We start from the raw sequence: 21,317 nt of genomic DNA, 5'->3' as shown, positions 1-21,317 counted from the left end.
GTCATCTCTCGTGACGAGGGTCGGGGTTGATCTGGGATTCGTTAGGGCTCGCGGGGAAGCCGCGGCCCGATTGGAGTTCGCGTTCGAGGGCTTCCGCCTCACGCATGAGCGCGGCGCCCTGTTCGGAGAAGACGTCGCGAGGAAGGACACTTCGTCGTTCGAGGACGTCTTGCTGGAGGCTCCGAGCCCGCGCTTCCGCCTCAACGATGAGGCGTTGGAGCGATTCGGAAGAGAGCGTGTCGCTGGCCGAAGTCGCCGAGGCCGGGGGAGGAGGTGTGGCCCGAGGCGACGGCTCGGGTCGAGGGGCCACCGGACGCCACCAGACGACCAATGCCACAACCGCAAGAACGACGAGAGCCGCAAGCGAGGCCAAGCTCCCGGCAGTCTCCGTGCCATGGCGTTTCGCCGCCGGTGGGCGTCGCAGCCCTTCGGGCAAAGGGGACATCAGGGGTTGTTGCACATGGGCCAGGCAGCGTCCGAGCACGTCCGCCACCTCGCTCGCGGTCTGGAACCGGTGGGCGGGGTCCTTGGCCAGGAGCCGGGCGACGATCGCGTCGAGCCACGTGGGGACCTCGGGGTTCTCCCCGAGGAGCGGACGAGGCTCGTCGTCGCAGACGCGGCGGAGCACGGCCAGGGGCGACTCGGCCCGGAACGGCGGATAGCCGGCGCAGGCGGCGTAGAGCGTACTGCCGAGGCCGAAGAGGTCCCCCCGAGCGTCGACGGTCTCTCCTCGGGCCTGTTCCGGCGACATGTAGTGCGGAGTGCCGACGACGACCCCACTGTGGGTCATCGCGGCATCGGCGGCGGCGCGGGCCAGGCCGAAGTCGGTCAGGCGGACGCGCTCGACCCCGTCTTCGAGCAGGATGTTCGCCGGCTTGACGTCGCGGTGGACCAGCCCCTGGGCGTGGGCCGCGGCCAGGCCCGAGGCCGTCTGCATCCCGATCCGCAGGACCTCGGCCAGCGACAGCCGCCCTTGCCGGTCGATCCGCTCCTGGAGCGAGCGGCCCGGGACGTATTCCATGACCAGGAACGGCAGCCCCGACGACTCGACGACGGCGTAGACGGCGACCACATGCTCGTGGACGACCGCCGCCGCGGCCCTCGCCTCGCGGAGGAACCGGCCCCGCGCCGCCCCCGAAGTCGCCAGGGGCGCGGACAGAACCTTGATCGCCACGTTCCGGTTCAGGGCGGGGTCGAACGCCTTGAGAACCACCCCCATCCCCCCTCGGCCGAGCACGCCCTTGACCTCGTACGTCCCGAGCCTCCCGAGCGAGTCAGGCCAGTCGGACGGGGCGAGGAACTCGAGCGACTCCGGGATCGTCCACGACCGAACCGGGGCCGACGCCAGTGTCGAGTCCGGCGCCAGGCCGGCCGGGTCCGCGATGAGCGAACTCCGCAGGGCCGAGAGCCAGCCGTCGCCACCGACTCGCTGGTCGAGGCGGTCCCGGCAGGCGTCGCATTCTTCGAGATGCCGCTCGAGGACGGCCAGTTCGCCGGGCGGCAAGGCGTCTTCGGCGAGGAGCCGGAGCTGTTCGAGATCACAGGGGCCGGACCGGGGACGCATGGTCGATCTCCTTTCGGATCTCCGCCGACTCCTCGCCGAGCGATTCCACCCGGCGCCTCAGCCGGGACAGGACCCGACTCCGGGCCACGTACAAGGCTCCCACGGTCATGCCGAGCTCGGCCGCGACCTCCTTCGGCGCCCGCCCTTCGACGGCCGACTGCCAGAAGGCCTGCCAGGTCGCGGGCGTGAACTCGCCCCGGACCCGCTCGACCGCCCACACGAAGACGTTGCGGCGGTGCTCGGCCTCGAAGATCGCGGTCGCCTCGGGGTCCTCGGCCGGCAGCTCCGCGAGCCATTGATGCACGCTGGTGGAGCCGCTCCCCCGCGACCACGCCTTCCCCCTCGAGAGGAAGTTGATGAGCAGGTGCCGGGCGATCCCCGAGAGCCAGGAGCGGAAGCCTCCCCGGTCGGGATCCCAGCGGTCGATCGACCGGGCCAGGGCCTGGAAGACCTCCTGGCAGAGGTCCTGCGCATCGGCGTCCTGGACCCCGTTGCGCCGGACCAGCCGGTACACCAACGGTTCGTAGAGGGCCACGAACTCTCGCCAGGCGTCCGTATCCGCCGGGTCGCGCAGCTTGACGATCAGCGAATGTCGAGTGGCGGGCGACTCGTTCATCAATTCTCCTCCCACCCGGAGATTCACGGGCCGATCGAAATCCTTTCAGGCCCCTTCGAAAATTCCGCCGAACGGCCATCGTACTGCGAATCGCGTCCGCCCGGCGTTCCAAAGGACGGGGCCCAGGGCCTGAGGAGTGGAGTGGTGGATCACCGCGACGGGCACAAAGGGCGTCGACATACCAATCGATCCGCCGGATTTACCTTAGTGCACTCCGAGCCTTTGAGGTGGATCCTCCCCGTCTCGAGTGTCGAAATGGGCGTGGTCCGGCCTTCCTTGCGCTTGATCTTCTCGAAAGGGGGATGGTAATGTCCCGAGGCCAACCATCCCGAGGGCCGGGACGGCGTCGGGCCCCGTCCGGGGATGGAGACGGAGTTCGACCGATGACCTCAGCCGATTCCCAGTCACGACTGGAAACCGCCGTCGCGCACGCCATGGCGGCGTACCAGTACGCCGTCTCATGCCTGCCCACCGAACCCATGTTCATGCATGGCCGGTCCGTGCAAATCGGCGAGTTCGAGTTCCGGAGATACGCCCAGGCGCGGTCGATGCTCCTCGAGCTCGGATGGGCGTTCTTCGTGAGGATCGAGGCCGCCCTGGAGGCGCACGCCGGCCGGATCGGCTTCAAGAGGCCGTCCGACGTCCTCGGCGTCATCGCCGACGACCCGGAGTTGATGAACGGCTACGCCATCGCCCGGGAGATCCGGAACACCCTGCACCACGGCGACGGCGACGCGACGCTGCTCCACACCGCGCCCCGGTTCCTCACGACCGACGGCCAAAGCGAGCCCCACCTGCTGCCGGACCACCTCGGCCGGTTCGCCAAGCTCTTCATCGAGGTCGGTGAACGGCTGGCGAGGGCCCGCGAGGCCCTTTGAACCGAACCCTCGTACCACCTGCCGTCGCCTCTTGGCCGGACGGGGCGACGAGGTCATGATCGATCGTTGCCCCCTCTGCCGCCACGTCACCCGCCCCCGACCGCACGCCAATGCCCCTGGTGCGGCCACGACTGGCAAGCCGAGGGGGCCTGACCCCTCGGCGGTCGAGAGGTCGGGGCCGGCGAGCGCGGAGGGTCGCGATGAGCTCGAACGTCTGGTTCACCTCGGACACGCACTTCAACCACGAGCGGATCCTGCTCATCAACCGCCCCCAGTTCGCCTCCGTCGAGGAGATGAACGAGACGATGGTCGAGCGCTGGAACGCCCGGGTGAAGAAAGGGGATCGCGTCTACCACCTCGGCGACGTCGCCCTCGGCCGGCCCGACGACGCAGTGGGGATCCTCTCGCGCCTGAACGGCCAGATCTTCCTCATCCGAGGCAACCACGAGAAGGTCGCCGAGCACAAGCTCTGCGTCGGCCGGTTCGTCTGGATCAAGGACTATTTCGGCCTGAAGGTCGACGACCAGAAGATCTACCTCTGCCACTACGCCTTCCGGACCTGGAACCAGATGCACCACGGCTCCTGGCACCTCCACGGCCACAGCCACGGCACACTCGAAGACCTGGAGACGAGCAAGTCGTTCGACGTCGGCGTCGACTGCTGGGACTTCGCGCCGATCTCGTTCGAAGAGGTCGCCGCGAAGATGGCGACCAAGCGATTCGTCCCCGTCGATCAGCCCGCCGAGGGAGGCCTCGACGAGTGAACGGCCCCGGCGTATCCTTCCAATACGACCGAAGTCCCGAGTGTCGCGAAACCTGTTGTTTTCTTAAACAACGGGTTTCTGACGCACTTGACGTCGACCAGTCCTCCTGGGATGTCGCCGTGAACTCTGAACGGAAACCCGTCATTTAAGAAAACAGCAGGTTTCGGAACAGGTTCGGAGGCCTTCCATCATGGGGCATATCGTCCTGCTGGGCGACTCGATCTTCGACAACTCACGCTACGTGCCCGGTGGCCCATCCGTCCTCGAACACCTGCGCCGATCCTTGCCGGCCGGTTGGCGTGCAACGCTGCTGGCCTCCGACGGCGCAGCCGCGTCGGGAGTGACCCGGCAATTGCAGCGGCTGCCGGCCGACGCCTCTCACCTGGTCGTCAGCGCGGGGGGCAACAACGCCCTCGACTACAGCAGCATGATCCTCCACGAACCCGCCGGCTCGTTCGCCGAGGTGCTCGCGCGCCTGGCACAGATCCGCGCCGAGTTCCAGGCGGAGTATCGCGCCATGCTGCAGAACGTCCTGTCGCAGGGCCTCCCGACGATCGTCTGCACGATCTACGACACCGTCCCCGGCTTTCATCCTGCCGAGCTCGCAGGCCTCGCCCAGTTCAACGAGATCATCCTGAAAGAAGCCGTCCGCGCCCGCGTCAGCGTGGTCGACCTACGCCTCATCTGCACCGAGACTTCGGACTACGCCCCCTCGTCGCCCATCGAACCCTCGGGCCCCGGTGGCGGCAAGATCGCGCGGGCGGTCACCCGAGCAATCGAGGCGTTGAGTGATCACACGACGGCGGGCACCCGGATCATCCTCTAATCCGGATCGGCCTCGGAAGGCTCGGCTTGCGTCGATCTCCCTTGGAGACGATGCTGGACCAAGAGGTCGATACGTCTCTTCAGCAGTTGGCCTGAACCGGAGGTCGCAATGCAAATGACGGCCGTGTTCTTGGAGGTCCCCGAAGGCTATGTCGCCTTCGTCGAGGAATTGCCAGGCGCTAACACACAGGGCGCCACTCTTGAGGAGGCACGCGAAAATCTTCGCGAGGCCGCGGCGCTCGTCATCGAGGCCAATCGGGAATTGTCCGAACGTTTGCTGCAAGGACGCCCGACCACCCGTGAGCCGTTCGCCCTACCCGCATGAAACGCCACGACCTTGTTCGGCACCTGGAGGAACATGGGTGCCGCCTGTCGCGTGAGGGGGCTCGGCATAGCGTGTTCGTCAACCCCTTGGCGAACGCTACCTCCACGGTACCCCGCCACTCTGAAATCAACGAGTTTCTCGCACGCAAGATCTGCCGTGATCTTCAAATCCCAGGCCCCTGACAACCCCTATCGATCTCCTCACAAGGATGGCCAGCCGGAAGGGGATTGCACGAGGCTGGACGATTCCGACACTCACCCGTCCAAGCCGCCAATCTAGGTCGCCGGAAGATTCGACAACGACGGAGGCTGGAGCCTATGACGCGTTTGATGACGATTTCCTTCGGGATGCCCATCCTCGCGACGATCTCGGCGTCGGTGATGGTCATGGAGCCGGTCACCGTTTGTCTGCTTGGACTCCTGGCCGGGGCCTTCACGATCGTTGTCGCCTGCCCGTTGATCGGATTCGCTCGTTGGAAGCGTTGGTCGATCTGGCCGGTTCTCTTTGGCGCGGTCACCTGCTTGGCAATCATTTCGTCGGTCTTGCTCACGCAATGGCCTTTGCGGGCCGCTTACGCGTGCTCGCTCCCGTCCTTGGAACGGCTCGCTTCCGAAGCTCGCGAGGGACATCCATCGAACCGCCCACAAGTCGCCGGCCTCTTCCTCGTGGAGAGTTGAAATCAACAACCACGGCATCGTTTGTCTATGGACCAACCTCAATCCGGCAGGATACGCGGGATTCGTCCAAAGCACCCCGGACCGTTTGCCCTTCAATCTTTGGTCAACCTTCAAACTCGACGACCGCTGGCAGTATATCTGCGAGGATTGACAATCGCAGATAACTTGACCGCTCGAAGCAGGGATGGTGGCCCGCCACCAATCCAAGCTTGGGCCCTGCCCCCATCCTTCCTTCGCTTTCGCCGCAGATTCAGTTCAATCGAGGAACCGCACAGATGCGGCGTCTGGCGCAAGGACGCCGGCACGCCGGGCATAGTGTTCGAGGTTTTCCACGGCGCGGCGGCCCTCGTCGCCGAGGTCTCGGGAGTAGGCGTTGACGTAGAGGTCGATGTAGTCCCAGATCAGGGCCTCGTCGAGCTCCTGCGCGTACTGGAGGATCGTCCCGAGGACTTCCTGGCGATTCGCATAAGCGTAGTCGAGCGAGTCCCGGATGACGGCGTTCAGGTTGTGGTGGACCGACTCGGGGAGGTCGAGCCTCGCGAGGATCCCGCCGAGCGGGACCGGGCTCGCCGTGACGCGTTCCCAGGCTTCGCCGAGGTCGGCGACCAGCGACAGGCCTTCGGCCTGGTAGGTGAATCGACCTTCATGGATCAGGACGCCGAAGTCGGCCTCGCCGTCGCGCAGGGCGGCCATGATCGCCGAGAAGACGCGATGCTCGATCTTCCGAGACTCGGGGTAAAGGTTCTGGAACAGGAGGGTTGCGGTCGTCCACTTCCCCGGACAGAGCACCCGGGAGTCGGGGCGAGGTTCGGCGCCCTCCTGTGCGGTGAGGAGCACGGGGCCGGCCCCGAACCCGATCGCCGAGCCCGCCGTGAGCACGCCGTAACGGTCGGCCAAGAGGAGGGCGGCGTGGTAGCTCGCCTTCGAGCAGTCGAACGTCCCGGCCTCCAACCGCTCGTTGAGCTGCTGCACGTCCATGAGCTCGATCTCGAAGTCGAGCCCGCGGAGGTCGATCTTCCGCGCGAGGATCGCGTGGAACATGAACGTGTCGTTGGGGCAGGTCGAGATCCCGAGCTTGATCTTCATCGCTTCATCTCGTCGTCGTGTTCTTCGAGCGTGAGCATTCGCGCCAGCAGGTCTTTCGCCGCGGCCAACGCATCGGCGACGCGCCAATCCGCGAACCGGCGATCTCCGACGACGTTGGAAATGCCCCGGATGACCGTCAAAGGGACACCTCGGAGCCGGGCCGCCAGCCCGACCGCGAACGCCTCCATCTCCTCCGCGAGTGCGTCCGGATATCGCAAGGCTCTCCCAGCAGCCTCAGCAGGGCTCGCCGACGCGGCCGCGACCGAGATCAGGCCGCCGCGATTGACGGGCTCCCCCGCCAACTCGGGGACGAGGAACGGGACCCGGTCGCCGACCGGCGCGAGCCCTCGGGCCGAGTGCCCCTGCATCCAGCCCATCTCCTCCGCGCCGAGATGGCGCGGCCCCTCGCCGACCCCGATCCCCACCGAGCGCGCCTCCGTGGCGAACAGGGCCGACCCGACGGGGGCAAGACTCGGGTTGAGCGTCCCCGCGATGCCGATCAGGACGGCTTGCGTTGTATCCGACATCCCGCACGCGGCCCCCACGCCGGCCGCCGCCAGCCCGAATCCGCACACCACCACGCGCGTCCGACGGCCCAGCCACTCGACATCGGCCGTACCGCTCTCCAGAAGTTCCTCGCGGAGCCGTTCGCCGAAGAGAACACCAGCCTCGTAAGCCGTCGGGATCAGGATCCGCATGAGTACCAGGAGAGCCCCACTCGAACAGGACTGGCTCAACACGCCGCAAAACGGAGGTTCATCGAATCGGCCGGAGACCTCTCCCCGCCTTCCTTGCTTCGCCCGTCCAATGCCATCATGATAGGCGCCAGGCCAAGCCAAGGTCCAGGCGTCGTCCCTCACGCATCGCCCGGATCCCAAGCCCAAGATCCGATGATACGACGTCCGGTCCGTCGTTTTCGTTACCGGCATGGTTTTCACCATCGCTTCGGGCGATTCATATTCACCGGGAGCCTTCACGATGGCGCCCCCCGCACTCGGAGAAAACCCCTCGCCATCGGGGCGGGATACGCTCCGCATCGCCGTCGTCGTCCATCTGGCCGCCGTCTTGATCTCCGCCCTGTTCGCGCGGCTCGAGAGGATGCATTGGCTACCCGACGACCGATCAATCCTCGCGATCCCCTTTGGGCTCGTGCTCTTGGCGTCGCTACTGGCATGGCTGGCCTGCCCGATAGTCATCCTGGCGACGGTCCTCGGGCGACGCCCGGCCTGGCCGTCCGTTTACGCCGTCCTCGCCGAGGGGATACTCTGCTACGGACAATTCATTGCGATGCTGCCGTTGGTGCAATGACCGTTGGATCCGGCAAAGCGAAGGGCCTCCTGCAACGATCTCCGGGAAGAGCGAAGCTCATCGTCGACGGCCCGATCTCTCCCGAACAAAGCTCTCCGAGGCGGTCGAATGGGCAAACACTCGTGGATCAACATTATTCTTATTGGCGTGATCGCCGTGGGCGGGTACTTCGCCTGGCAAACCGGCCGCGAACGGAGGGCCCTCGGAGAGACCTACGAGAGGTTGAGCCGGAAGACCGGAGAATTCGCGATCGAGGATCCGACGAAGCTCTATGTCCGTGCCCTGAAGACCGCCGAGCCTTTCGAGTACGCCTGGCGGGTTCACGTCCCTGCCTCACGTTACATGATGCTCATCAAGGAGGGCTCGGGGAGCTCGAGCCGCTGGAGCGGTAGATACTCGGGCGAGTTCCTTGCCCGGGTGCGGATTCGCGAGTCGGATAACGGCAAATTACAAGTTTACACGAGTTTTGGAAACACGAGCACTTTGCAGAGCGTGGGCGAGCCGGCGGTCGTCCAGCTCCTCCACAATCGCCTCGACCAGCTCGTCGTGGAGCAACTCGGGAGCGCCGAAATCGCGGCGATTGATCCCGATCGGCCGGCGGTGCTCCTCCGCCTGGCGCTCTCGGACGAGTTGAAGTCGGAGGCGCGGAAGTCGCTCTCCAAGGAGGCCCAGTCCGCCTGCATCCCGATGCTTTACGAGTTCAACCTCATCCCCGCCCTCTCGACGTCGAAAGCACCCCCTACACCTCCTCCCGGAGTTTGAATCCGTGCCCGAGCTCCCCCAGAAGCTGACCGGATTGAAGGGCGATGATACCGTAGTCGAACGGCCCCGACGCGCAGGATGGAAGGTCAACCTGAGGACCTTGTTCCTGCTGGTCGCGGCGATCGCGGTCTGGATGACCGTCGTCATCAATCGACGGCACAACGAGACGCTCGAAGCGAGGATCGCCGTCATGCGTCCGATGGTGCGCGAACTGGAGATCGACGACCCGGCCAAGATCGCCCTGGTGAGCCTGGAACCGCGGTGGTACGACGACCACCAGTGGGAAGTCTACCTCCCGGACGGCTCCTATCGCGTGGCCCTGGCCACGCGAGGAGTGGGCGAGGAGGGATTAGCCCCGGTAAAGGCAAGCGCGAAGATCGGACCCGGCAGGCATCGCATCTCCCTCGAGTTGAAGGAGTCCAAGGTCAAGGCCGCCTGGGTCGTCGACGCCGATTGGGACGGTGTGGAACAATTGACGGCGGAAGAACCCAAGGAATGGAATTCGGATCGGGGTTCATCGGGCGGAGGAGACGACTCTCTCGAGGGCGCGCGACTCGCCGTCTTATTTCGGCGCCGGTTCGTGCATCACAAGGGAGACGGTGTTTGGAGCACGCCCGAAGGCCCATCGGAAGGGATCCTGCTTTGGATCGAGCGCATCGACCAGCCTGATGCGACTCCAGAAGTCCGAGCCCCGGAACTCACCAAGCCGGCGAGCCCAACGACCAAGTCAGGCAGCCCGCCGTGATACCCGACCGGGGTGAATTCTCGGCGTTTGGCCCTTCAAGTGAGATTTCCCATGAACGCGGAAAACGGCTCACCTCTGGTCCGCTTCGGGCGTACGCTCGGTGCGATCATCATCATCGCCGCGGCGCCCGTGAGCGGGTATTTCCTCGGCCAAGCCTTCCTGACCGCCAGGGCCAGTGTCAACTGGCCAACGGTGCCGGGCGTGCTGACCCAGGCCAAGGTCCGCGACCCGGGCATAGGTGGATTCCATGCGGATGTCGTCTACATCTACACCGTCGCCGGCCGCCAATTCGCCGGCACCCGAATCCGGGCCTCGGATGGCGAGCACAAGCAGCGCGAAGGTGCCGAGCAAGCCCTCCGCGGCTTGGCACCGGGGCAACAGGTCACGGTCCACTACGATCCGGCCGACCCCGGTCGATCCTTGCTCCAAACGGGCGCAGGATTTCAAGAATATGCACAACTCTTCGTCCCAGTCGGGATGCTCTCCTACGGCATCTACTTGCTCGTCTCGCTGAGACGTTCGCGGCGGCGTGGAGATTCGACGCAGGAACTCACGTACCATCAACAGCCATGAAAATTCTATGATTAGCAAATTCCATTCTTTTAAGTTCACGGATCTTAGAAAATCCTGACGAGTGCCAACCGTGCGACCGATCCCCGATTCTCCGCTCTGGCTGGGACATGTCGGCGATGTCCGCGACTTGGCCGCACTCTTATCCCGAGGGATCCTCGCGGTCGTGGACCTCGCCCTCGACGAGCCTCCCGCGAAGTTCCCTCGAGAGGTCGCCTATTTCCGCGTGCCCCTGATCGACGGCGAGGGGAATCCTCCCTGGCGGCTGCGCATGGCGATTTCGATCGTGGCCGACCTGTTGCGATCCAACGTCCCTACCCTGGTCTACTGCGGGGCCGGCATGAGCCGCACCCCGGCCGTCGCCGCGGCGGCCATCGCCTCGGTGCGCGGATGCTCGCCGAAGGAGGCGTTGTCGATCGCGGTCGGGTCTGGGGTCGCCGACGTCTCCCCTGCCCTCTGGGCCGAGGTCGAGGCGGCCTTCTCTCAGCCTCCTGAGGATGGAAAGAAGGGCGAGGCCTGATCGGACGATTTGCCAATCACGAGCGACCCCGGGGTGTCCGCCGCCTCTCGGTTGCGACCCGCCACGGCGGGTGCGACCCATCCGGTCCAGGTCCTCTCGACGGCTCGCCCGATCAATGTGATGATCGACGGAGATCGCCCCGATTAAGGGCCAGGCCCAACGATGCCGGAGAGCACGGATGAAACCCGGTCGTACTCCCGTCGACAACCAGTCGATCCAGCACTTCGAGGACAAGAACGCCTGGGAAACCTGGCTGGTCGACCAGCATGGGACATCGACGGGCCTCTGGTTGCGGCTCGCGAAGAAAGGGTCGATCCACCAGTCGGTTTCTTACGCCGAGGCGCTCGAGGTGGCGCTCTGCCACGGTTGGATCGACGGGCAGAAGAAGAGCGACAACGAGGATTTCTGGCTCCAGAAATTCACGCCCCGCTCGGCGAGGAGTCTCTGGTCGAAGGTCAACCGCGAGAAGGCCCTCGCGCTCATCGAGGCGGGCCGGATGTCACCCGCCGGGCTACGAGAAGTCGAACGCGCCCAGGGCGACGGCCGCTGGGACGCCGCCTACGACCCGCCCAGCGGAGCAACCGCCCCGGAAGACTTCCGGAACGCCCTGGACGCCAACCCGAGAGCGAAAGCCTTCTACGAGACGCTCAAGAGCCAGAACCGTTACGCCTTCCTCTTCCGGATCCAGACCGCCAAGAAGCCCGAGACCCGCACCAAGAGGATCCAGCAGTTCATCCGGATGCTCGAGAACCACGAGACATTCCACCCTTGAACTTGGATTTGTGACCCCGTGCTATGAATCCGGAATTGAGAGGCTGAAGACTATCCGCAGATGGAGAAGATGGACGCAGATCGAATCAGAATTCTCCAGGGTTTTCCTCTGCGTTAATCTGCGTCATCTGTGGATGAAATCCTCTTCTCTTATTCTGCATCCCATCCGTGGCTGGTTTTAGTCCGAGGTCGGGTTATCGATTCGAAATCCGTCTTCAGTCACCGCGATTCGACGACGACCTCGGTCTTGACCGAGTTGGCGATGAAGCAGGCGTGATGGGCCACGTCGTGCATCGTCCGGAGTTCGTCGGCGGTCGGCGTGCGTTCGCCGGAGAAGGTGATCTCGGGACGGAGGACGACGCGGGTCACGGCGAGGCGCCCGGCCTCGTCCTTGGCGAGGAGGCCGACGGCCTCGTCGCGGTAGGCGTCGACGACGTACTTCTTCTTCGACGCGATCGCCAGGAAGGTCAGCATGTGGCAACTCGAGAGACTGGCGACGAAGGCCTCTTCGGGGTCGACGCGATCCTCACGACCGAAGTAGGCCGGGGCGGAGGACGCCTCGACGCGGGCGCCGCAGTCGAACGACCAGGTGTGCTCGCGGTTGTATGAGTCGTAAGTGAAGCCTTCGGTCGTCCGCGTCCAATCGATCGTGGCCTTGTGCTCGGACATGGGATCTACTCCCGTTCGTGGTTCACCGTCCCGGGTCCCTTGGGGGTCCTCGCAGGAGGTCCACGGGCCTCGGGACGTCTTTCAAAGAAACATCAAGATCTCATCCACCGACTATTTCATGGGATGCTTCTGGAAGAACTCCCAGATCAGGTCGTTGGCCGAGACTTCGCGCGAGGTCTTCCCCAGGAGCGGGAGGCGTGCCTTGCCCCCGGGCCAGGTGTGGCCGCCCCCTTCGATGACGTAGAGGATGACCTCGGAGCCTTCCCGGCCCGGGCCATACGACTTCATCTGGACGGTGGTGCCGTCATCGGCGCGGTCGGGCAATCTCGCGACCGTCGGGGTTTCGGGGCAGCCGTTGGCCTGGACCCACGCCCGGACCGAGTCGTCGACCGACAGGAACGTGATGTTCTTCGGGATCCGATCGTCGGGCCCGCCGAAGAGCACGATGCCGTCCCGCGTGCCGTGGAAATGCAGGACCGGGACGGGCCGAGCGGGCTGGCAGGCCTCGATCGCCATCGTCCCCGAGACGGGCGCGATCGCGGCGATGCGGCCCGAGAGCTCCGCCGCGAGCCGGTAGCACATCATCCCCCCGTTCGACATCCCGGTGGCGTAAACCCGCTTCGCATCCACGTTGAGGATCGTGCCGAGGTCGTCGAGCAGCTTGGCGATGAAGCCGACGTCATCCGAGACCCGGCCCCGGAAGCCCCCCGCATCCCAGAAGAGAAAGAGTGGGGTCGTGCCCGTGCCGTTCGGATAGACGGTCACGAAGCCCGAACGGTCCGCCGTCTCGTTCAGGCCGCAGAATCGGGCCATCGTCGCCGCGTTCATCGCCGCGGAGTGGAGGACCAGGACGACCGGCGTCGCCTTCTTCGCGTCGTAAGAAGGGGGCACGTGGATCGCGTACGACCGGATCTCCCCAGCGGCCGACAGCGACCGGACGTGGTCTCCAGGAGCAAGGGGGACGTTGCCGAGCAGGAGCAAGGCCGAGAGCAGGACCGAACCGGTTGACATCGAGGGCCTCGAGCGCGCGAACGGTCACGATCCCGGGGTGCGGAGGACACCCTTCGCTCGTTGAGACCGACTCGTCCGAACGGGGGAGGACGCCCCGCGATCGGCCGAGAACCGGAGGAGCCGCGTGCCTCCTCCCGCCATACCATTATAGAAGCCGTGTCATCCTTCTGACATTTTTTCTCGGTCGTCCGCGGCCGAGCGCCGAGGGCAGGACGGGGCCGCGGGCTCAGCCCAACGGGAGGCTTGCCGGATCTTCGTGGAAGGGTTTCCCCGAGCGATAGAGGTCGAGCCGAGCCTGGAAGGGCTCGCGGCGGGCGTCGCCGTCGAGGAGGAGTTGAAGCGCCTCGGCCTGATGCCGCTCGGCCGAGGGGAAGTCGCCGGCCTCGGCCTCGGCGGCGGCGAGGGCCGCGAGGTCGTTGGGGTCGCCGTGGTTCGAGAGCTCGCAGGCGCGGGTTGCGGCGACCACCGCGGCCTTGCCGTCGCGGAGCTTGGCGTCGGGAGACGAGGCGAGCACGAGGGCTCGGCCCCGATAGCCTCGGGCCCCGTTCGGGTTGATGTGGATCGCCGCGTCGAAGTCGGCCAGGGCCCCGGCGTGGTCCTGGGCCAGCCCCCGGAGCTCGCCCCGATTGTTGTAGGCCTTGGCGTACTTGGGGTCGAGTAGGATCGCCTCGGTAAAGTCGGCGCGGGCCAAGTCCGGCTCCCCCTTCGCCTCCCGGGCATTGCCCCGGTTGTTGTAGGCGACGGCGTCTTCGGGGTCGAGGCGGATCGCCTCGTTGAAGTCGGCAATGGCCTGGTCGTATTCCCTCTTGTCGTGGCGGACGAGTCCGCGGTTATTGAACGCCCGCTGGAACTTGGGGACGAGCGCGATCGCCCGGTCGTCGTCGGCGATCGCGCCGTCGAGATCCCCTCGAGAATGCAAGGCGAGGCCTCGGCCGTAATAGGCGGGTGCGTTCGAGGGGTCGAGGCGGATCGCTTCGGTGTAATCGGCGATCGCCCGCTCGTCATCCCCCTTCCCGAGCCAGGCCGCGGCCCGGTTGTTGTAATGGGCGGGATTGGTGGGGTCGAGGCGGATCGCCTCGTCGATGTCGGCGATAGCCTTGTCGTATTCCCCCCGAGAGTACCAAGCAAAGGCCCGGCGGGTGTGGTAGACGAGGGAGATCCCCCGGTCCTTCGGGAAAGGGACGGGGGCCGGGACCGCCTCTTCGCCGCGTGCCCAAGGGGAACGGGTGCGGGTCACGGGGGGGCCTGAGAATGGGCCGGGGCCCAGGGCGACGAGGGCGGAGGTCGCCGCCAGGAGGAAAAGGCGGAGGCGGAGGGCGTGCCGGGACGGGGCGGAGGGCCTCGGGGCCTGCGACGATTCGACGCGACTCATGGTTCGGCGGATCCCTCGCGATAAGGCGTCTTGGAGCGATAGAGGGCCAGGCGTTCGCGATGGGCCCGCAGATCCGGGTCGGTGGTGGGGAAGAGTTCCAGGGCCTTCGACTGCCATCGGACCGCCTCGTCGAAATGTCCCGCCTCGGCCTCGGCGGCGGCGAGCGTGCCCAGGATCAGGGGGGCCGTCCCGCCGGAGAGGTCCTTCGCCAGGGTCGCGAGCGTGACCGCCTGCGCCCCGTCGCGGTGGGCCGCGACCGGGCAGGTCGCCATGAGCCAGGCGAGGCCGTTGGCCGCCCAGGGGTCGTCGGGAGCCAGGCGAATCGCCTCGCGGTAGTCGGCGATCGCGAGGCCGAATCGCCGGAGTCGGGCCAGGGCAAGCCCCCGATGGGTGAAGGCCGCGGGGTCCTTCGGGTCAAGCCGGATCGCCTCGCCGAAGTCGGTCGCCGCGGCTTTCGCGTCCCCCTGGGCGAGCCGCGCAAGGCCTCGATGAACGAACGGCGCCGGGTCCCGGCGGTCGAGGGCGATCGCCGCGTCGAAATCCTTGATGGCGCGGCCCCAATCCTTCAGCTCGAGACGCGCAAGGCCCCGATTGTCGAGCGAAAGGAAGTCTCTCGGGTCGAGCTGGATGGCCTCGGAGAGGTCGGCGATCGCGATCTCGAACTCGCGCTTGTCGTACCAGACCAGGGCCCTCCGGGCGTAGGCCGAGGCGGCCTTGGGATTGTCGCGGATGGCTTTGGTGAAGTAGCGGATCGCCTCGGAAAACGGGACGACGTCGGACGCCTGTACCCAGCCGGTCACGCCGCCGGACGAGATCCGGAGCCGTTCTCCCTTGGCTTGCTCCACGCGATAGCGTCGATAGGACGCGACCTGGCCCCGAGTCCCCGATCCCGGAGGCGCCACCCCCGGCTTCAGGATCACTTCGAGGCCGACCCGGGGGTCCCCTTCCTCGCCTCGCGCCGAGGGGCTTGGTCCGAGCGCCGTCGCCGTGGCCAACGCCACGAAATAGACGAGGGAGGGCGTCACAAACCCTCGGGCCACCGTTTTTGTCTTGGCATGCTTCATGGCGGGTGGGTGGACCTTCCGAAATGCCTAACTGGCGACTGGGCGGTTCGTCTCCGCGGGAGTCTTGAGGACGTCGGTCCCCGATGTTTCGGGAGGCGAAGTCCCGAACCTGCGACCGCTGGGCGATGCCCGCTTTGCGGATGAGAGGCCGAGGAAGAGGCCCTGAAAATCCTCGAAGCCCCGTCCTTCGGCCCGCGTCGAGCGACGCCGGCCCGACCATTCTCGCAGGATTTCATCGGGATTCCCAACAGGGAACGCGGGAGATTTCCGAAGGATTCGGAGGGGCGCGACCGCGAAGGCCTCACACCCTCTTCATTCCGAATTCTCTGAAGATCCACCTGTACGGCCTTGTACTAGTCACGGGTTTGGGATAAACTTGTCAATGGAGGATTTCTTCGTCACGATCAGATCCTCACATGTCGGGATGAGACGGGCCCATTCAGGCCACGCCGAATCGAGGGGGTGCCGTAGCCTTAGAAGGAGCACATCGGATGCAACCGGAAAACGGGTTGAGACTGGGTTCTGACTGGGATAGCGATCGGGTGACCCTCGGGCGCCATTTCGTCAGGGACCTGGAAAGTCTCTGGGGCGGAGTCCTCAAGCTGGCGGCGGTGGTCGAGGATGCCTTGAATCAGAGCATCCGCGCCCTCTGCGACGGCCGGACTGACCTGGCCGACGAGGTGAAGGGCGAAGAGCGTTACGTCGATCGCCGCGAGGTCCAGATCGAGCGTGACTGCTTGAAGGTCCTGGCGCTCCACCAACCGGTCGCATCCGACCTGAGGCGCGTCGCGAGCGTGCTGAAGGTGAACGGCGATCTCGAACGGATCAGCAACCTGGCGAGGAACATCGCCAAGCGGGTCAAGAAGCTGGCCAACGACCCCGGCGCCCTTCCCATCCCCCAGGAGCTCGAAGCCCTGGCGATGGAAGCCCTGGGACAGGTCCGGGACTGTCTCGACGCGCTGACGAAGTGCGACGCGGAGCTCGCCCGATCGGTCATCGCCGGCGACAGCCGGATCGATCGCCACTACCGGCTCGTCATGAACGAGCTCAAGGACGAGATCCGCCGCGACCCCGACCGGCTCAACACCTGGCTCCGCCTGATCAACACCGCGCGGAACCTCGAGCGCATCGCCGACCACGCGACCAACATCGCCGAGGCCGTCGTCTACCTCAAGGAAGGCGACATCATCCGCCACGTCAGCGCGAAACAGCTCTCGACCTGACGCCGACGCCCCGTCGATCTTCTTCGACTACGCATGTTTTTATAGGCCTTGCTTACCGATCCCCGAAATCGGTGGGCAAGGCCTTTCTCCCGATACAAGCCCGAAGCGCCAGCGAGTGAATCTTCCTCGATTTCTTGAGGAGAGATTCACTCGCTGGCGCTTCGTGTTTGTACTTAAGTCGTCCGAGGGGTGTGACCCAGGCGTCATCTTTTACCGGACTTACGGACCTAACGGGTTCAACCGGGCGAGGTGGACGAAGCGGCGGTCGAACGGGGTGAAGTCGGCGGCGTGGTAGAGGCGGTTGGCGGGGAGGTTGCGGACGTCAACGGCGAGTTCCAGGGTGGCGACGTGCTCCGAGGCCAGGGCGAGGGCTTCCGCAAGGACGGCGCGGCCGATGCCTCGGCCTCGGGCGGCGGGGGTCAGGCCGAGGTAGGCGACCTCCCAGGCGTCGCGTTCGGGGATCTCGGACAGGAGGGCGATCGCCCCGGCTTCGGGCTCGCCCCGGACCCGAGCGACCCGCCAGCGCTCGGCCACGAACCGGCCGGCCGCGCGGTGGCTCGCCAGGACGTCGTCGAGCGAGCGGATCCCCTCGAGCTCGGGCATGTCGAGGCTGTCGATGTAGGTCGCCTGGAGGACCTCGCGGAACCCCCGCTCGGTCGTCGGCCCGAACGGTTCCCAGTCGAGCGCCGGGGTATCCGGCGCCACGTCCAGGGGGACCGAAGTCGGGCGGTCGAGATAGACGAGCTCGGTGACCCGAGGCATGCCGCCCGCGGCCAGGTCCGACGCCCCCCGGGGGGGCGAGGACTCGTCGAGGAGGGCCTGCGCGATCTGGAATCCTCGAGCCCGGAGCTCGGCCAACGCCGCCCGGACGAGGGCGACGGCCGTTGCGGTCCTGTGCCACGAAGGGTCGACCTCGGGGGCCCAGACGGCGGCCGAGTGTCCCGCCAGGGGCTGGGTCAGCATCGAGCCGACGATCTTGCCCCGCCTCCGTGCCACCCAGAGGCCGGTGAGGTCGATATAACCTCGGTCCGCGTCAGCGAGCGCATCCGCGATCAGTCGCGACCGCAGGGTCGCCGGGACTCGGCGATACAAGACCCCGAGCGCGGCCTGGCGGTCGCCCGGCGGACAGGGCTGGACCTGGACTGTCAAGCCCGACATGGCCGATCCGGAATCCGAAGCAAGATGAGCCTTTCGGGAAAATGCTCCAACGCCGGGCGCCCCGACCGCCGTATGATAATCGGTGACCGGAGGACACGCGATGTGGAAGTCGTCGGAAAGCCAGCGCCATCCCGTAGGACCGGAGGATCTCGCACTTCCCCTGGCGAGGTTCGCGGATCCGGACGTGGCCGGCGCCGAGGATGGCAATCGTCCCGATGAACGGGGCGACGCCTGGCTCGTCGAGCGCGTCCGGGACGGTGACGATGGGGCATTCGCCTCGCTCGTCATGCGTTACGAGCGCAAATTGATCCGCGTCCTGACCCGCCTCGTCCACGACGAGGAGCTGGCGCGGGACCTGGCCCAGGAGACGTTCTGGAAGGTCTACAGCCGGCTCGACCGATTCGATACATCGAGGCGGTTCGGCCCCTGGCTCTTCCGGGTCGGGGTCAACCTCGGCCTCGATTGGCTCCGCCGGCGTGAGGCGCCGGCCGCCTCATCGATCGACCGAGCTCAGGAGGACGGGCAGCACGCTTTCGACTTGCCCGACCCCGACCCTCGGGTCCAGGCCGAGCTCGCGCAGGAGGTCCGGTTCATCCTCGAGAAAATCGCGGTCCCGTACCGCACGATCCTCGTGCTCAGGGACCTCGAAGGATTTTCGTCCGCGGAGGTGGCGGCCATCGTTGGCCGCCGCGAAGCCACGGTGCGGTGGCGATTGGCCAAGGCCCGCGACTTGTTCCGCGATCATTGGGAGAGACGGCAGGAGTTGACGCGACGGGAGACAAACTGATGGGCCATCCTCATTGTCAGTGGGTGCACGATCGCCTGCCGCTCCTGGCGGGCGAGGAGCTGCCGGTCGCCGACCGACGTTCGGTCGAGCGGCACCTGATCGGATGCTCGGCATGCCGGCAACGCCGAGTTTCGCTCGAACGGGCCCTCGACGTCCTACATTCCGCCGCCGCCCTGGCCCCGAGCCGGGCCGAGGCCCCCTCACTCTGGCCCGAGCTCGCCCGGCAGATCCGCCAGTCGCGTCGGCCTGCGGCGACGTCGCTCTCGATCTGGTCCCGACTTGGGCTCGGATTCGGGTTCTGGCCCTCCCTGGGCGTGGGCGTCAGCCTTTGCGTCGCGGTCCTGGTCGCCGCCGGAACGCGACAGCAGGCCGCCAATGCCCGGGCCCGCATCGCCGAGGCCGCTCGCCCGATCGCACCAACCGTCGCGATCGCCGCACAGCCTGAAGTTGCCGAGCCCGACGACAACGGATCCGACGCGGTCCGGTCGTCCACCGAAGCCGTGATCGCCGAGACCACTCCGGCCTCCCGCCTGGGTTACGACCTCGACCACGGGACGCCCATGGGCCCCGACCTTCGCGACGGGAAGCAGCCGACTTATTGACCGCCCGACACCGCGTCGGCACGCGAAGCGGCACGGCGGAAGGCCGGCATCTAGGCCGAGTCGAATTGCGTCCCTCCTCCCACCCTCGTCGAAGTCCCCGGTCTCGCCGCCCGTCCCGTCCTATCGAGTGGGGTGGCATGGCATTGGGATCCCGGGACTCTTCGCCGGAGTGCCCCCTCGGGCGTTTCGGAGGCCAGGGCTTGTGTCCCGAGCCCTTCGCCTGGCCGATAATACGGCAGATCCCCTCGCGGCCTTGATCGTGAAGTGGACCTTTTCCGCCCGCACGACCCCGACCGGGTCGAGGGCCCCGGCTTGACTGACCCCCAACCTCTACCACGGTGATCTGGTCCGGATCGATGCGCGACGCCCTTGTGCCCAGAATCCTCGCTGGCCTCCTCCTGACGCTGACGCTCCTGCCGGGGTGCGGCCCCGCCGTACCCGCGTCCGACGCGGACGACGACGCGTCGGTGCTGGAGGCGATCGAGCGCCAGAGCACCGAGGCGATCGGCAGGCTCAGGGATTCGGCCGTCGCGCTCGAATACGCCGTGGCCGACGCTCCTTCGGGGGCGCGTCGGGTCGCGACCGGGGTCGTGGTCAACGACCGTGGGGACGTGCTCTCGATCCGGATCGACCCGCCCTCGTCGGCCTCGCCGATCGTGGCGCGTGATGCTTCCGGGGGCCGCCACCTGGCCCAATGGGTGGCCGCCGACGCCGAGACGGGGCTGACCCTGCTCCGGATCGAGCCGAGCGGGGTGCGCCCGGTCCGACAGGCGGCCAAGGGGCCGAGGATCGGGAGCCAGGTCCTGGTGATCGGCAACCCGTTCGGGCTCGGCCATTCCGTCATCCGAGGCCAGGTCGCCGGCCTCGACCGCCGCGTCGACGTCGGCCCGAGGCCGCTCGGTGGCCTGATCCAGATCAACGCCTCACTCCACCCCGGCGACAGCGGCGCGCTCGTGGCCAACCTCCGGGGCGAATGGCTCGGCCTGGTCCGCAGCGGCCTGGCGATCCCCGGGACCGGCTCCAACACCGGGGCCGGTAAGACGTTCGACCACGACCTCGGCTTTGCCATCCCCGCCCGGGACGCGCTCTGGATCGCGGACCAGCTCCGCCTCCAGCGTCGAGTCGATCGTGCGTACCTGGGCGTCCGACTCAACCTGGGCACCTCCGGCAATCTCCCCGGCGCCGTCCTCGACGGCGTAGTCGCCGACTCCCCGGCCGCCCGGGCGGGCCTTAGGGCCGGCGACCGGGTCGTGGCCGTCGACGGCCACTCCGTCGACACTCCCGGCGACCTGACCGACCGGCTCGACCGCACCCCCGCGAACCGCGACACCACGGTCGACTTCCTCCGGGGCGAACACCGCGACCGCCTGATCGTCCGCACGGCCGCGAGGCCCTCGCTCCCCCCTGCCCCGATCCTCCCGGAGCCGGAGAAGGCGAAGTCGAAAGACAAAGACGCCGAGGCTTCCGCCCTTCCCAAGGCCATCGCCGAGCGCATCGAAGCCCTCGAACGCCGCATCCGAGAACTCGAAAATCAGGGCCGAGGCCCGACACAATCCGCCCGTCGGCCCTGAGGCCACCCGCCCGGTCCCGTTCCACGCCACCTCGAAGGGAAGTCACGGCGGGGATCGTCACGTTGCCGTTGCCGGGCCGCGTCACACCCCGGACGGCCCACAAGGTAGATTCAACGACATATTGCACCCTTGATTCATGGATCGAAATCCGTGTGGGAACGGAGGTCGAGGGTGCCACGGGTTTCGTCTTCGGACCCCGTGGGGGCCAGGCCCGGCCGGCGCTATCGGGCTCGGGCACAGGGCTCGTCGACAGCGGTTCTCACGGTGCGAGCCGGGCTCCTCTTCCGACCGAGGATCGAGGCATTGGTCCAAGCCTTGTCCGCACGGGGTCCGAAGACGGGACCCGTGGCACCCGACGACCGATCACAAAAACACATGCAAACTTCATAATGTCATCAATCTTTAAAACAAATCCACACATTTTTTATTCGGATATCCACGGACCTCAA

At 66.6% G+C, this 21,317-nt stretch carries 25 protein-coding genes; 16 read left to right on the top strand and 9 right to left on the bottom strand.

What is annotated here, in order from left to right; all coding sequences use genetic code 11:
• Nucleotide 1: 1 nt before the first annotated feature.
• Complete coding sequence (locus ACYOEI_RS33600) at nt 2-1,564, bottom strand: protein kinase domain-containing protein (RefSeq protein ID WP_462854427.1); 1,563 nt, start codon at nt 1,562-1,564, stop codon at nt 2-4.
• Nucleotides 1,539-2,180: an RNA polymerase sigma factor gene (locus ACYOEI_RS33595; protein ID WP_462854425.1), complete on the bottom strand. Its 642-nt coding sequence runs from the start codon at nt 2,178-2,180 to the stop codon at nt 1,539-1,541. Before ACYOEI_RS33595 ends, ACYOEI_RS33600 begins: the two co-directional genes overlap by 26 nt.
• Before the next feature lie 383 nt (nt 2,181-2,563).
• On the opposite strand from ACYOEI_RS33595, the gene ACYOEI_RS33590 reads away from it, so the two are divergent.
• From ACYOEI_RS33590 to ACYOEI_RS33565, 6 genes are all read left to right on the top strand, one after another.
• On the top strand, nt 2,564-3,058 hold the full coding sequence (locus ACYOEI_RS33590; RefSeq protein ID WP_462854423.1) for a hypothetical protein: 495 nt from the start codon (nt 2,564-2,566) through the stop codon (nt 3,056-3,058).
• Nucleotides 3,059-3,258: 200 nt separating this feature from the next.
• Nucleotides 3,259-3,822, top strand: coding sequence for a metallophosphoesterase (locus tag ACYOEI_RS33585; protein ID WP_462854422.1), 564 nt, complete (start codon nt 3,259-3,261; stop codon nt 3,820-3,822).
• Nucleotides 3,823-4,012: 190 nt separating this feature from the next.
• On the top strand, nt 4,013-4,648 hold the full coding sequence (locus tag ACYOEI_RS33580; RefSeq protein WP_462854420.1) for an SGNH/GDSL hydrolase family protein: 636 nt from the start codon (nt 4,013-4,015) through the stop codon (nt 4,646-4,648).
• Between the two features lie 108 nt (nt 4,649-4,756).
• Nucleotides 4,757-4,972: a type II toxin-antitoxin system HicB family antitoxin gene (locus ACYOEI_RS33575; protein WP_462854418.1), complete on the top strand. Its 216-nt coding sequence runs from the start codon at nt 4,757-4,759 to the stop codon at nt 4,970-4,972.
• A complete protein-coding gene (locus ACYOEI_RS33570; RefSeq protein WP_462854417.1) occupies nt 4,969-5,154 on the top strand; it encodes a type II toxin-antitoxin system HicA family toxin in 186 nt (61 codons plus the stop codon). The genes ACYOEI_RS33575 and ACYOEI_RS33570 overlap by 4 nt, the downstream gene beginning before the upstream one ends.
• A 135-nt stretch (nt 5,155-5,289) precedes the next feature.
• Nucleotides 5,290-5,649 (top strand): hypothetical protein, encoded by a 360-nt coding sequence (locus ACYOEI_RS33565; RefSeq protein WP_462854416.1) that lies wholly within the window; start codon nt 5,290-5,292, stop codon nt 5,647-5,649.
• A 255-nt stretch (nt 5,650-5,904) separates the two neighbouring features.
• Here the strand turns inward: ACYOEI_RS33565 and ACYOEI_RS33560 are convergent, their stop codons facing one another.
• Nucleotides 5,905-6,735: a menaquinone biosynthesis family protein gene (locus tag ACYOEI_RS33560; RefSeq protein ID WP_462854415.1), complete on the bottom strand. Its 831-nt coding sequence runs from the start codon at nt 6,733-6,735 to the stop codon at nt 5,905-5,907.
• On the bottom strand, nt 6,732-7,433 hold the full coding sequence (locus ACYOEI_RS33555; protein ID WP_462854414.1) for a phosphorylase family protein: 702 nt from the start codon (nt 7,431-7,433) through the stop codon (nt 6,732-6,734). The genes ACYOEI_RS33560 and ACYOEI_RS33555 overlap by 4 nt, the downstream gene beginning before the upstream one ends.
• Before the next feature lie 280 nt (nt 7,434-7,713).
• Between ACYOEI_RS33555 and ACYOEI_RS33550 the strand changes: the two genes are divergently transcribed.
• From ACYOEI_RS33550 to ACYOEI_RS33525, 6 genes are all read left to right on the top strand, one after another.
• Entirely contained in the window at nt 7,714-8,043 is a 330-nt protein-coding gene (locus ACYOEI_RS33550) for a hypothetical protein (RefSeq protein ID WP_462854413.1), read from the top strand.
• Between the two features lie 108 nt (nt 8,044-8,151).
• A complete protein-coding gene (locus ACYOEI_RS33545; RefSeq protein ID WP_462854412.1) occupies nt 8,152-8,805 on the top strand; it encodes a hypothetical protein in 654 nt (217 codons plus the stop codon).
• 4 nt (nt 8,806-8,809) lie between these two features.
• Nucleotides 8,810-9,550, top strand: coding sequence for a hypothetical protein (locus ACYOEI_RS33540; protein ID WP_462854411.1), 741 nt, complete (start codon nt 8,810-8,812; stop codon nt 9,548-9,550).
• Between the two features lie 51 nt (nt 9,551-9,601).
• Entirely contained in the window at nt 9,602-10,123 is a 522-nt protein-coding gene (locus ACYOEI_RS33535; protein WP_462854409.1) for a DUF3592 domain-containing protein, read from the top strand.
• Nucleotides 10,124-10,193: 70 nt separating this feature from the next.
• A complete protein-coding gene (locus tag ACYOEI_RS33530; protein ID WP_462854408.1) occupies nt 10,194-10,640 on the top strand; it encodes a dual specificity protein phosphatase family protein in 447 nt (148 codons plus the stop codon).
• A gap of 178 nt (nt 10,641-10,818) precedes the next feature.
• Nucleotides 10,819-11,412 (top strand): YdeI/OmpD-associated family protein, encoded by a 594-nt coding sequence (locus ACYOEI_RS33525; protein ID WP_462854407.1) that lies wholly within the window; start codon nt 10,819-10,821, stop codon nt 11,410-11,412.
• A 218-nt stretch (nt 11,413-11,630) separates the two neighbouring features.
• On the opposite strand, the gene ACYOEI_RS33520 is transcribed toward ACYOEI_RS33525, so the two are convergent.
• The 4 genes from ACYOEI_RS33520 to ACYOEI_RS33505 form a co-directional block, all read right to left on the bottom strand.
• Complete coding sequence (locus ACYOEI_RS33520; protein WP_462854405.1) at nt 11,631-12,080, bottom strand: OsmC family protein; 450 nt, start codon at nt 12,078-12,080, stop codon at nt 11,631-11,633.
• Nucleotides 12,081-12,191: 111 nt separating this feature from the next.
• The gene (locus ACYOEI_RS33515; RefSeq protein WP_462854402.1) at nt 12,192-13,091 is read right to left on the bottom strand and encodes an extracellular catalytic domain type 1 short-chain-length polyhydroxyalkanoate depolymerase; all 900 of its coding nucleotides are present in this window, start codon (nt 13,089-13,091) and stop codon (nt 12,192-12,194) included.
• A gap of 226 nt (nt 13,092-13,317) precedes the next feature.
• Entirely contained in the window at nt 13,318-14,463 is a 1,146-nt protein-coding gene (locus tag ACYOEI_RS33510) for a tetratricopeptide repeat protein (RefSeq protein WP_462854400.1), read from the bottom strand.
• Nucleotides 14,460-15,527: a tetratricopeptide repeat protein gene (locus tag ACYOEI_RS33505; protein ID WP_462854397.1), complete on the bottom strand. Its 1,068-nt coding sequence runs from the start codon at nt 15,525-15,527 to the stop codon at nt 14,460-14,462. The genes ACYOEI_RS33510 and ACYOEI_RS33505 overlap by 4 nt, the downstream gene beginning before the upstream one ends.
• Before the next feature lie 491 nt (nt 15,528-16,018).
• Between ACYOEI_RS33505 and phoU the strand changes: the two genes are divergently transcribed.
• Nucleotides 16,019-16,750 carry a phosphate signaling complex protein PhoU gene (gene phoU / locus ACYOEI_RS33500; protein ID WP_462854395.1) on the top strand — a complete coding sequence of 244 codons (732 nt, stop codon included), beginning with the start codon at nt 16,019-16,021 and terminating at the stop codon, nt 16,748-16,750.
• 219 nt (nt 16,751-16,969) lie between these two features.
• On the opposite strand, the gene ACYOEI_RS33495 is transcribed toward phoU, so the two are convergent.
• A complete protein-coding gene (locus ACYOEI_RS33495) occupies nt 16,970-17,908 on the bottom strand; it encodes a GNAT family N-acetyltransferase (protein WP_462854393.1) in 939 nt (312 codons plus the stop codon).
• Between the two features lie 100 nt (nt 17,909-18,008).
• On the opposite strand from ACYOEI_RS33495, the gene ACYOEI_RS33490 reads away from it, so the two are divergent.
• From ACYOEI_RS33490 to ACYOEI_RS33480, 3 genes are all read left to right on the top strand, one after another.
• Nucleotides 18,009-18,695, top strand: a complete 687-nt coding sequence (locus tag ACYOEI_RS33490; protein WP_462854392.1) for an RNA polymerase sigma factor — start codon at nt 18,009-18,011, stop codon at nt 18,693-18,695.
• Nucleotides 18,695-19,297 carry a zf-HC2 domain-containing protein gene (locus ACYOEI_RS33485; RefSeq protein WP_462854390.1) on the top strand — a complete coding sequence of 201 codons (603 nt, stop codon included), beginning with the start codon at nt 18,695-18,697 and terminating at the stop codon, nt 19,295-19,297. The genes ACYOEI_RS33490 and ACYOEI_RS33485 overlap by 1 nt, the downstream gene beginning before the upstream one ends.
• Before the next feature lie 356 nt (nt 19,298-19,653).
• The gene (locus tag ACYOEI_RS33480; RefSeq protein ID WP_462854387.1) at nt 19,654-20,868 is read left to right on the top strand and encodes a S1C family serine protease; all 1,215 of its coding nucleotides are present in this window, start codon (nt 19,654-19,656) and stop codon (nt 20,866-20,868) included.
• Nucleotides 20,869-21,317 lie beyond the last annotated feature (449 nt).

The organism is Singulisphaera rosea (genome assembly GCF_054877945.1).
This window is presented reverse-complemented; position numbering and strand designations above follow the sequence as displayed.

Excerpts from the sequence above, each read along its gene's own strand:
- ACYOEI_RS33505 (WP_462854397.1), bottom strand. The coding sequence starts at position 15,527 with ATGAAGCATGCCAAGACAAAAACGGTGGCCCGAGGGTTTGTGACGCCC.
- ACYOEI_RS33510 (WP_462854400.1), bottom strand. The coding sequence starts at position 14,463 with ATGAGTCGCGTCGAATCGTCGCAGGCCCCGAGGCCCTCCGCCCCGTCC.
- ACYOEI_RS33485 (WP_462854390.1), top strand. The coding sequence starts at position 18,695 with ATGGGCCATCCTCATTGTCAGTGGGTGCACGATCGCCTGCCGCTCCTG.
- ACYOEI_RS33520 (WP_462854405.1), bottom strand. The coding sequence starts at position 12,080 with ATGTCCGAGCACAAGGCCACGATCGATTGGACGCGGACGACCGAAGGC.
- ACYOEI_RS33550 (WP_462854413.1), top strand. The coding sequence starts at position 7,714 with ATGGCGCCCCCCGCACTCGGAGAAAACCCCTCGCCATCGGGGCGGGAT.
- ACYOEI_RS33570 (WP_462854417.1), top strand. The coding sequence starts at position 4,969 with ATGAAACGCCACGACCTTGTTCGGCACCTGGAGGAACATGGGTGCCGC.
- ACYOEI_RS33545 (WP_462854412.1), top strand. The coding sequence starts at position 8,152 with ATGGGCAAACACTCGTGGATCAACATTATTCTTATTGGCGTGATCGCC.
- ACYOEI_RS33535 (WP_462854409.1), top strand. The coding sequence starts at position 9,602 with ATGAACGCGGAAAACGGCTCACCTCTGGTCCGCTTCGGGCGTACGCTC.
- ACYOEI_RS33575 (WP_462854418.1), top strand. The coding sequence starts at position 4,757 with ATGCAAATGACGGCCGTGTTCTTGGAGGTCCCCGAAGGCTATGTCGCC.
- phoU (WP_462854395.1), top strand. The coding sequence starts at position 16,019 with ATGCAACCGGAAAACGGGTTGAGACTGGGTTCTGACTGGGATAGCGAT.
- ACYOEI_RS33555 (WP_462854414.1), bottom strand. The coding sequence starts at position 7,433 with ATGCGGATCCTGATCCCGACGGCTTACGAGGCTGGTGTTCTCTTCGGC.
- ACYOEI_RS33600 (WP_462854427.1), bottom strand. The coding sequence starts at position 1,564 with ATGCGTCCCCGGTCCGGCCCCTGTGATCTCGAACAGCTCCGGCTCCTC.
- ACYOEI_RS33565 (WP_462854416.1), top strand. The coding sequence starts at position 5,290 with ATGACGCGTTTGATGACGATTTCCTTCGGGATGCCCATCCTCGCGACG.
- ACYOEI_RS33515 (WP_462854402.1), bottom strand. The coding sequence starts at position 13,091 with ATGTCAACCGGTTCGGTCCTGCTCTCGGCCTTGCTCCTGCTCGGCAAC.
- ACYOEI_RS33590 (WP_462854423.1), top strand. The coding sequence starts at position 2,564 with ATGACCTCAGCCGATTCCCAGTCACGACTGGAAACCGCCGTCGCGCAC.
- ACYOEI_RS33480 (WP_462854387.1), top strand. The coding sequence starts at position 19,654 with ATGCGCGACGCCCTTGTGCCCAGAATCCTCGCTGGCCTCCTCCTGACG.
- ACYOEI_RS33585 (WP_462854422.1), top strand. The coding sequence starts at position 3,259 with ATGAGCTCGAACGTCTGGTTCACCTCGGACACGCACTTCAACCACGAG.
- ACYOEI_RS33580 (WP_462854420.1), top strand. The coding sequence starts at position 4,013 with ATGGGGCATATCGTCCTGCTGGGCGACTCGATCTTCGACAACTCACGC.
- ACYOEI_RS33495 (WP_462854393.1), bottom strand. The coding sequence starts at position 17,908 with ATGTCGGGCTTGACAGTCCAGGTCCAGCCCTGTCCGCCGGGCGACCGC.
- ACYOEI_RS33560 (WP_462854415.1), bottom strand. The coding sequence starts at position 6,735 with ATGAAGATCAAGCTCGGGATCTCGACCTGCCCCAACGACACGTTCATG.
- ACYOEI_RS33595 (WP_462854425.1), bottom strand. The coding sequence starts at position 2,180 with ATGAACGAGTCGCCCGCCACTCGACATTCGCTGATCGTCAAGCTGCGC.
- ACYOEI_RS33525 (WP_462854407.1), top strand. The coding sequence starts at position 10,819 with ATGAAACCCGGTCGTACTCCCGTCGACAACCAGTCGATCCAGCACTTC.
- ACYOEI_RS33490 (WP_462854392.1), top strand. The coding sequence starts at position 18,009 with ATGTGGAAGTCGTCGGAAAGCCAGCGCCATCCCGTAGGACCGGAGGAT.